Here is a 7780-nt window from a genome sequence, read left to right as displayed (position 1 = left end):
GTGGAAGTCAATCCCTACGAGACGCCCGAGCAGCACGACCGGGGCCGGTAAGAGTTCGCGGTCGGCCAGCGTCGGACGTGCATCGTGCGTCAGCGGGGCACATCGGGCTGTGTGATGGAGCGCGGCGAAAGCTGCAGTGTCCGAACGTGTTCGGCGATGGTGGCGAGATTCGTGGTCCACACGTCGTCGTGATCGAGGACGTAGCGCATCAGGTCGTCCAGTTCGGCGGCGCGTGACGGCCGCCCGGTCAGGAACGGATGGTTGGTGAGCACCCAGCAGCCGCCGGCCCTTCGCAGGCCGTCGAACTCCAGCTGCCAGATCTCGCGCGCCTTGCGCGGGCTCTCGATCAGCCCGCTGCCGGAAATGTCGGGCAGATAGCAGTATTGCTCCCAGTCGTCGAGCGCCCATTGGATCGGGATTTCGACCAGCGACTGGTCGGCGCCGGGTGTGATCGCCAGCTCGTAGGGATGATCGGAGTCCATCAGGCTCGAGTCGTAGAGGAAGCCGCGCTCCGCCAGCAGCGCCGGGGTGCGCCACGACAGGTCCCACATCGGCGCCCGGTAGCCGGATGGCCGCACCCCGGCGACGTCGGCAAGGGCAGCCAGACCCCGGTCGAGCACATCGATCTCCTGCTCGAGGGTCAGCGTGGTGGGCTGCTCGTGCAGATAGCCGTGGTGGGCGATTTCGTGCCCAGCGGCCACGATGCTGCGGATTGCGTCGGGGTAGCGGTCGGCGGTATGACCGGGCACGAAGAACGTCGAGGCGATCTGGTGTCGCTCCAGCAGGTCCAGGATGCGGGGCACGCCGACCAGCGGACCGTAGGCCTGGTGGCTCATCACGCTCATCCGGGCACCGACGGCTTCGTTGTTCCACAGCACGGCCGACTCGGCGTCCACGTCGAAGGTGAAGGCCGCTGCCGCGGTTTTACCATCGGGCCAAGGTATTTGACTCATTCGTCGACCATAAGCGTGATCAGCTCGTAGGCGAGGTTGGCTCCAGCGATGGCGGCCGGTTCAAACCAAATCGCCGACCGCGGGAATGAATTTAGCCTAGCTAACGCTGCAAACTCACAGGGGGTTGGGAAGGGAGTTTCGCAATGAATCTGAAGAAGATTGCGGCAGGAGCCGCGATGGTCGGCGCGCTGGGGTTCAGCGCCGTTGGACTGGGCGCGGGCACCGCGAGTGCCGCCCCACCTGCACCCGCCGATACCGGGTGGGCGCTAGACCATGGCGGGCGGTGGGACCATGACGGCGGTGGTGGTTACTGGGACAACCGTGGAGGCTGGGACAACGGTCGAGGCTGGGACAACGGGCCGGGGTGGGGCTGCGTCACGGGTCCGTTTGGGCACATCACCTGGTGCCCCTAGCCCGCAGTTGGCATGAGATCGCACAACGCGGTCACTACACCTAGGCCCTGATCGCCAAGAACTTGATCCGCTCATCGGCGGTGAAGGTGAAGTGAAAGTCGAGTTCGACGGGGCTTCCGGGAAAGTCTCCGGCGATCTCGGCCCGCGCGACGTGCATTCCGTCGTCGCTCCGGATGTGGCGGACCTCGTAGATGACCATGGGAACCTCACTGCGCCAGGCGCGGATCGCGTCCACCCCATGGTGCTCGTGGCCCTCGTCTTCAACCGTCGCGTCGGCGTCGAACTGCGCGAAGTAGGCATCGGTATCGGACAGTGGTGCGAGGTGGAAGTAGCGATCGATGAGTCGGGCATATCGCTCGGGAGATTGTGTTTGCATGCCGCCAAATCTGCAGCCTCCTCCAGGGGGAGAGTCAAATGGCGTGACTAGCCCGAAAGGCCTGCGGCGGCGGCAAAGGCGCGGAGCTCGCGCTCGATGTCGGTTCCGGCCGGCTGGTACACGAGCTCGGTGACTCCCAGGGCGGCGAGTCCCGTGATCTTCTCCGGTAACTCGCCAGCCGTGCCGGTCAATGCCAAGGAACTGGCGAATGGGACGAGGTCGGCGACGTGCGGTTCGTCCCGTGGGTTGGCCTTGACCAGATGCCCGGCATGGATGGCCAGGTGCCGCTCGCGTTCGGGGAACGCCTCGATGTCCTCGCGCCAACCCTGTCCGCCCGGTAGCGCATCGACCGCAGCCCCGCCGCGCTCGTACGTCGCGTGGTAGAGGACGACCGCCGCCGGAGCGGCGGCGTCGATCGCGCGCGGCGACGTCAAGTCCTCACCCTCGTCGAGCACTGTGCCGAACGTCAGCAGTGCTCGCCAGTCGGCGACTTGGGCGGCGTCGGGTTGGGGTACCGCGGCGGAGAACACGCCGTCACCGAGTTCGGCTGCGACGGCGAGTCCCTTGGGGCCGTCGGCGCCGATCAGGATCGGCACGTCAATGGGTCGCTCGGCCCCGAAGCCTGGCAGGTGCAGCATGCGGATGGTCGCCCCCTCCCATACCGCGGTCTCGCCGGCAAGTAGCGCCTTCAGGCATCGGACGTAATCGGCGACCTGCCGCCACGGCATCGGCCGCGTGCCCAGCGCCAGCCGTCCGGAGAATCCTGAGCCGATCGCGACCGCCACCCGTCCAGGTGCTTGGCCCGCGAGTTCGGCGATGGCCGCGGCGTTCACCATCGGATGACGCAGGCTAGGAACGAGAACGCCCGGCCCGAGGCCTATCCGCGATGTGCGCTCTGCGCACCGGCTGAGCACCATCCAGACATCGGGGTAGATGGCCGGTGAGTCGTACAACCACGCTCGCCGGTAGCCGAGTTCCTCGGCGATCTCCACATGCGCCGGAGTATCGGATGATGTTGCGAAGGCACACGAGATGTCCATCCTCGGGACGCTACCCGGGCTTCAGCTGCGGCCAACGACGCTTCTGGCAGCTCACGGACATCCTCGCCAGGATCGGCACAGACCCGCTGACGTTGAACCTGTACCTCACGGTTCCGGCCAACAGCCTGCCCCTGTTCGAACCCCTGTATCTGCTCACCGATCTGACGAACATGCTGACCTTGGGTGCGTTCCCGAACCCATTGGGCACGTTGGCCAATGCGCTCGCGCCCGCGCTGACCAGCCTCGTCAACCTTGGCTACACCGACGCCGTCAGAATGCCCGATGGCACACACGTGAGGACACTCGATCAGGCAGGCGATCCCACTGCCTTCATGTCGTTCCCCGACGTCGACTGGGGGCAGGTACCCGGCGACATCGTCAACCTGTTCGTCAAGTGATTCCAGAAGGAGCTCTTCAGCGGCAGTCCCACGCCTGGCACGCCGAATGTCCTCACCCGAGTGTTCAAGTTGCTGTCAAGCATCCTGGGCGGAGCTGGCCTCGGCGGAATCGACGGCCTGATCAACGCGGCGCTGGGCGGTCTGAACCCTCTGGCGGCCAACGCATTACCGGCCGTCGGCGTGGCGATCGCGGCACTCTCGTCCGACGAATCGTCGTCAACGACCACGATCTCGAACTCGACGCCCTCCTGATCCAGGACGCTCCGTAGACAACGTTCGATGGTGGCGCTGTTGTTGTACATCGGCACGCACACCGTGATGGGCGGGTTCATCGGCAATTCGTTCGCCTCATTCGGGTCCATCACCGAATACGCCATCAGAGGGGACCTAGAGGCTGCCGACGCCTTGGACCAGGAGCACCACCCCGGTCACGGCGAGCGAGATTTCGAAGATCCGCCGACGATGCGCGCGCAACCAGCCGTCCAGTCGCAGCATCATCGTTTCGGTCTTCCGCGGCATCAGCAGGTACATGAGCAGCGGAAGCTCGAGGAGCGCAAGCACCAGGACGATGAACACGACGAATGCCATCAGCTGCGTCTCGATGGCGTGTCCCGACGCCATGATGATGGTCAGGACCATGACGCACTCGACAGGCGGCGTCGCCGATCCAAGTCCCACCAGGAACGCAGGCCAAGGCCCACCGCGCTCCAACATGTTCTGGCTGAAGGCGGCCATTCGCGCGAATATGTTCGGTGGGCGCTGCGCCACCATGACCGAGGACCCGTCGCCGTCGCCGCTGCTGATCCCTACCTGCACCCGTTGCCGTGCCCGTTGACGAGCCACCAGGCCCGCCAGGAGCATCAGGAAGAACACACCGAGGGTGATCTTGAGCCCCCCACCGTCGAGGATGACGACCGCAGATCTCACATCGCTCATCGCCGAGACCACATTTTCAATGGCCGTTAGCGCGGCATCCCGGAAAATTACCAGAACTACCAATCCAAAGGCGATTCCAGCAAACATTCCGCCGAGCCAGAAAGCCGCCAAATTCTGCATAGGCCTACGTCGCGATAGCAATACAGCGACGAGTCCTAGCCGCAGCGGGTCCAGCGCCATGCCGAACCCGACGAAAACCACGGCGGCCCACATTCCTCCGAACAGTACTAGGCTGCGGCGAATCTCGCGCCCTACGTAGCGAATTGACGTCAAGAGCCCGGCCAGCTACGACAGCCCGGCACGGACAGACCGCGGCGACCACGGACGCGGGTGCTGGGGGGCGCAGGTACCGGCGGCGTGGAATCACGCCATTGTTGGACTGTTTGGCCAGCTAGCTATTCCTCGCTATGATCCCGCATCACGTTCTCAGCCAGAAAACTCAGCCTTCGGTATGCTCGGCGCGTAATTTTGGGAAAGCAATAACTACCCAATACATGTTCGAATGGCTACTTTGGCGGATGATGAGTACGGCGGAGGTTGCACAGCACCGTAGCGAACTCGGCCCGACCGAGGCGACAGTCCCATGCGCATGTCCCCCCGCCGACGACTGCGCATGTCCCCCCGCCGACGACGAGGCGCTGGAGACGCCGGCGCACGACGAGGCGGCTGACCAGACCCGAGGCCGGCGCTGGCGTCGTGGCCGTGCCATGACCGGTATGACTGGCACCGTCACGAAGCTGACTTCGGGACGGGGATTTCCCGCCTTGGGCAGGCTCATCGTCCGTCATCCGATTCTGATGATCGTCGCTTGGGTCGCGCTGGCGATCATCCTGTTCCTGACGATTCCGCCGATGCCCGAAGTCGCGGCGCGGAAGCAACCACCCTTCTTTCCGAGCGATTCTCCCGTCCTGATCTCGAGCAACGAGATGAAGCAGGCGTTCAACGAGGCCAGCTCGGACAACCTCGCCGTCGTCATCCTGAGCAACGAGAACGGGCTGGGCCCCGACGACGAGGCCACCTATCGCAGGCTGGTCGACAACCTGCGCGGCGACACCCACGTGGCCACGACGCAGGACTGGGTTCACCTGCCGGAGGTGAAGCAGGCGGTCACCAGCACCGATAACAAGGCCTGGCAGATGCCGGTCAATCTCACCGGCATCATGGGCACCGGCGTGGGCCAGGAGGCCTATCGAGACGTCGTGAAGATCGTCAAGGACACGACGGCGAACACGACCCTGACCGCTAACGTGGTCGGCCCGGCGGCGACGTTCGACGACCTCACGACGATTGGTGCGGAAGACCAGCACATCATCGAGATCGTCACCGTGGCAATGGTTCTGACGATCCTGTTGATCGTGTATCGCAACGTCATCGCGATGCTTCTGCCGCTGGCGACGATCGGGGTGTCCCTGGTCGTGGCGCAGCAGGTCGTGGCGGCGCTGGGTCTGGTCGGCCTTCCGCTCGGACCGCAGACGCTCGTACTGATGACCGGCATGATGCTCGGCGCGGGGACCGACTACGCGGTGTTCCTCTTCAGTCGTTACCACGAGTGCGTGCGGTCGGGCATGTCGTCCGACGATGCCCTCGTCGCCGCACTCAGTTCGATCGGCGCTGTGGTCATGGGGTCGGCCGCCACCGTCGCCATCACCTTCTTCGGTCTTGCCTTCACCAATCTGGGCATCTTCCAGACGATCGGTCCCGCCCTGACGGTCACCATCGCGATCGGCTTCTTCGCGGCGATCACGATGCTGCCCGCACTGATCGTGCTGGCCGGGCGCAGGGGCTGGATCAAGCCGCGCAAGGACATGACCGGCCGGTTCTGGCGCCGCTCCGGTGTGCACATCGCGCGCAGGCCCAGGATTCACCTCGCGGTGAGCCTCGTCATCCTCATCTCGCTGGCGGCCACCATGATGTTGGCCAAGTACAACTACGACGACCGCAAGACGTTGCCGGCCGATGCTTCGAGTAACCGCGGTTACTCGGCGATGGATGCGCACTTCCCGGTCGCGAGCACGCTGCAGCAGTTCCTCCTCGTCAAGGCTCCCAACGTCGACCTGCGTACGCCACGGGCATTGGCCGATCTGGAGCAGCTGGCGCATCGGGTCAGCGCACTTCCCGGCATCGATCTGGTGCGGGGCATCACCAGACCGACCGGCGACGTGCTCGAGCAGGCCAAGACCAGCTTCCAGGTGGGCGAGGTCGGTGACCGATTGCTCGACGGGTCGACCCAGATCCAGGCCGGGGATTCGGATCTGAACCGGTTGAGCGGGGGAGCCCACCAAATGGCCGACGTCCTCGGTGACGTCAAGAGCAAGGTCGTTGGTGCCATCCTCCCGGTCCGGAGCCTGGTGAGCGCACTTTCGGCCATGCAGACCAAGGTCGGCGGGAGCAAGTCGCTCAACGACGTCGACAATTCCTCCGGCCTGGTCGCCAACATGCGGGCGCTCGGTAAGCAGCTCGACGACAACGTCTCCAAGATCTCGGGCATCTATGCGTGGGCGGATCCGCTCGTCAACGTGCTCAACGGCAATCCGCTGTGCAATCTCGACCCGCGCTGCGTCGCATCGCGCGACGACTTGAACAAGGTCGTCACCGCGTACGAGGACGGAACGCTGACCAAACTGTCCGATCTCGGTCAGAAACTCGAGACGACGACCGGGGCCCAGACGCTCGACGAAGTGGTTCCCGGGCTCGGCACGACTCTCGATGACGCGACCGCGGCGGCGCAGCAGCTCGGCGTCGCCGATCCGGCCAGCATCCAGCAGCAGCTCACCAGCGCGCAGGACGGAGTCACCCAGCTCGCGGATGCCAGTCGCCAGCTTGCCGATGGCGTCCAGACGCTCGTCGACAGGACGCGGGACATCGGCTCGGGCATGGACCAGGCATCGGCGTTCCTGCTGGCGATGAAGCGCGATGGGCCGGATCCGCCGATGTCGGGTTTCTACATCCCGCCGGAGATCCTCACCCAGCCGGAGTTCACGAAGGCCGCGACGCTGTTCATCTCCGCGGACGGTCACACCGCGCGCTACCTGGTGCAGACCGGGCTCGATCCGTTCAGCACGGCGGCGATGGATCAGGTGCAGGAGATCACCAAGACCGCGCAGGGCGCGCAGCCCAACACCACGTTGGCAAACGCCAAGGTCTCGATGGTGGGATTCTCGGTGGCGCAGAGGGACATTCGCGACTACTACAACGCCGACGTCGAGTGGATCATCATCGTCACGCTGATCGTCGTGTTCCTGATCCTGGTGCTGCTGCTGCGCTCGCTGATCGCGCCGATCTACCTGGTTGCCTCGGTGATCCTGTCATACGTGTCCGCCGTGGGTATCGGGGTGGTCTTCTTCCAATTCATTCTGGGGCAACAGCTTTCGTGGAACGTGCCGGGCATGGCGTTCCTGGTTCTCGTCGCGGTGGGGGCGGACTACAACCTGCTGCTGATCTCGCGGATCCGTGAGGAGGCGGTGGGTCGCGGCATCCGGTCGGGCGTCATACGCACCGTCGGATCGACCGGTGGGGTGATCACGTCGGCGGGCCTCGTCTTCGCGGCGTCGATGTTCGGCTTGACGGCCAGCAGCATCAGCAACGTCGTGCAGGTCGGTTTCATCATCGGCGTCGGCCTGCTGCTGGACACGTTCGTGGTGCGCACCATCACCGTGCCTGCCAT

Annotated in this window: 8 protein-coding genes and 1 pseudogene; 4 read left to right on the top strand and 5 right to left on the bottom strand. The window is 64.9% G+C overall.

The annotated features are described in order from the left end of the window. Positions 1 to 89: 89 nt before the first annotated feature. Entirely contained in the window at positions 90 to 953 is an 864-nt protein-coding gene (locus tag QOC69_RS06110; RefSeq protein WP_526437400.1) for a polysaccharide deacetylase family protein, read from the bottom strand. A gap of 143 nt (positions 954 to 1096) precedes the next feature. Between QOC69_RS06110 and QOC69_RS06105 the strand changes: the two genes are divergently transcribed. Then, complete coding sequence (locus tag QOC69_RS06105) at positions 1097 to 1366, top strand: hypothetical protein (protein WP_526437398.1); 270 nt, start codon at positions 1097 to 1099, stop codon at positions 1364 to 1366. 40 nt (positions 1367 to 1406) lie between these two features. Here the strand turns inward: QOC69_RS06105 and QOC69_RS06100 are convergent, their stop codons facing one another. Together QOC69_RS06100 and QOC69_RS06095 are read right to left on the bottom strand one after the other, a co-directional pair. Further along, positions 1407 to 1742 (bottom strand): nuclear transport factor 2-like protein, encoded by a 336-nt coding sequence (locus QOC69_RS06100; protein ID WP_526437396.1) that lies wholly within the window; start codon positions 1740 to 1742, stop codon positions 1407 to 1409. 47 nt (positions 1743 to 1789) lie between these two features. After that, complete coding sequence (locus QOC69_RS06095) at positions 1790 to 2782, bottom strand: LLM class flavin-dependent oxidoreductase (RefSeq protein ID WP_526437394.1); 993 nt, start codon at positions 2780 to 2782, stop codon at positions 1790 to 1792. On the opposite strand from QOC69_RS06095, the gene QOC69_RS06090 reads away from it, so the two are divergent. Further along, the gene (locus QOC69_RS06090) at positions 2752 to 3180 is read left to right on the top strand and encodes a hypothetical protein (RefSeq protein ID WP_526437403.1); all 429 of its coding nucleotides are present in this window, start codon (positions 2752 to 2754) and stop codon (positions 3178 to 3180) included. The two genes, QOC69_RS06095 and QOC69_RS06090, sit on opposite strands and share 31 nt — an antisense overlap. A gap of 60 nt (positions 3181 to 3240) precedes the next feature. Beyond that, a complete protein-coding gene (locus tag QOC69_RS06085) occupies positions 3241 to 3432 on the top strand; it encodes a hypothetical protein (protein ID WP_526437401.1) in 192 nt (63 codons plus the stop codon). Here QOC69_RS06085 and QOC69_RS06080 read toward each other — a convergent pair. Both QOC69_RS06080 and QOC69_RS06075 read right to left on the bottom strand, forming a co-directional pair. Then, positions 3363 to 3542 (bottom strand): annotated as a pseudogene (locus QOC69_RS06080) (glycosyltransferase family 2 protein); the annotation flags it as partial. The gene QOC69_RS06085 and the pseudogene QOC69_RS06080 sit on opposite strands and share 70 nt — an antisense overlap. Before the next feature lie 25 nt (positions 3543 to 3567). Continuing rightward, a complete protein-coding gene (locus tag QOC69_RS06075) occupies positions 3568 to 4296 on the bottom strand; it encodes a GAP family protein (RefSeq protein WP_526437392.1) in 729 nt (242 codons plus the stop codon). Positions 4297 to 4832: 536 nt separating this feature from the next. Between QOC69_RS06075 and QOC69_RS06070 the strand changes: the two genes are divergently transcribed. Further along, the coding region (locus QOC69_RS06070; protein ID WP_526437390.1) for an MMPL/RND family transporter at positions 4833 to 7780 on the top strand (2948 nt) is incomplete at its 3' end.

The organism is Mycobacterium sp., from assembly GCF_032162105.1.
Lineage (GTDB): Bacteria > Actinomycetota > Actinomycetes > Mycobacteriales > Mycobacteriaceae > Mycobacterium.
Note: the sequence above shows the minus strand (reverse complement) of the source record. Positions and strands in the feature narration are given on the sequence as shown.